Raw genomic sequence first — 343 nt, forward strand, 5'->3', positions numbered from 1 at the left:
ACTACATCAGGAACCCTTCTCTCCCCTCCAACTTCCCCTCCCTTTCAACCGTCCCTAATACATCCTTTTTCACCAACGCTTACACCATTATTTCTCAGCAAAACGCGCTTGGTGGGGATCTAATTCATGACCAAGAGGTTGTGTGAGTGAATGATATAACTCTGGCTTACGGCCACGAATCCAGCGTCTGCCCGTACACATATCTAACTCTTCTGCTTTTAACTCTGCCATCACCATATCGTTATCAACACTATCGGTCTCAGCAATGATTTCACCATAAGGGCTGAGGATCATCGCATTGCCTGTTCTAACTTCATCCATATCAACGCCGACACCATTACTA

At 45.8% G+C, this 343-nt stretch carries 1 pseudogene; it reads right to left on the reverse strand.

The features are described from left to right. Positions 1 to 87: 87 nt before the first annotated feature. Positions 88 to 343: pseudogene (locus AB4512_RS25315) on the reverse strand (acyltransferase); the annotation flags it as partial.

The organism is Vibrio sp. 10N.222.52.B7, from assembly GCF_041474275.1.
GTDB classification, from domain to species: Bacteria; Pseudomonadota; Gammaproteobacteria; order Enterobacterales; family Vibrionaceae; genus Vibrio; species Vibrio crassostreae_C.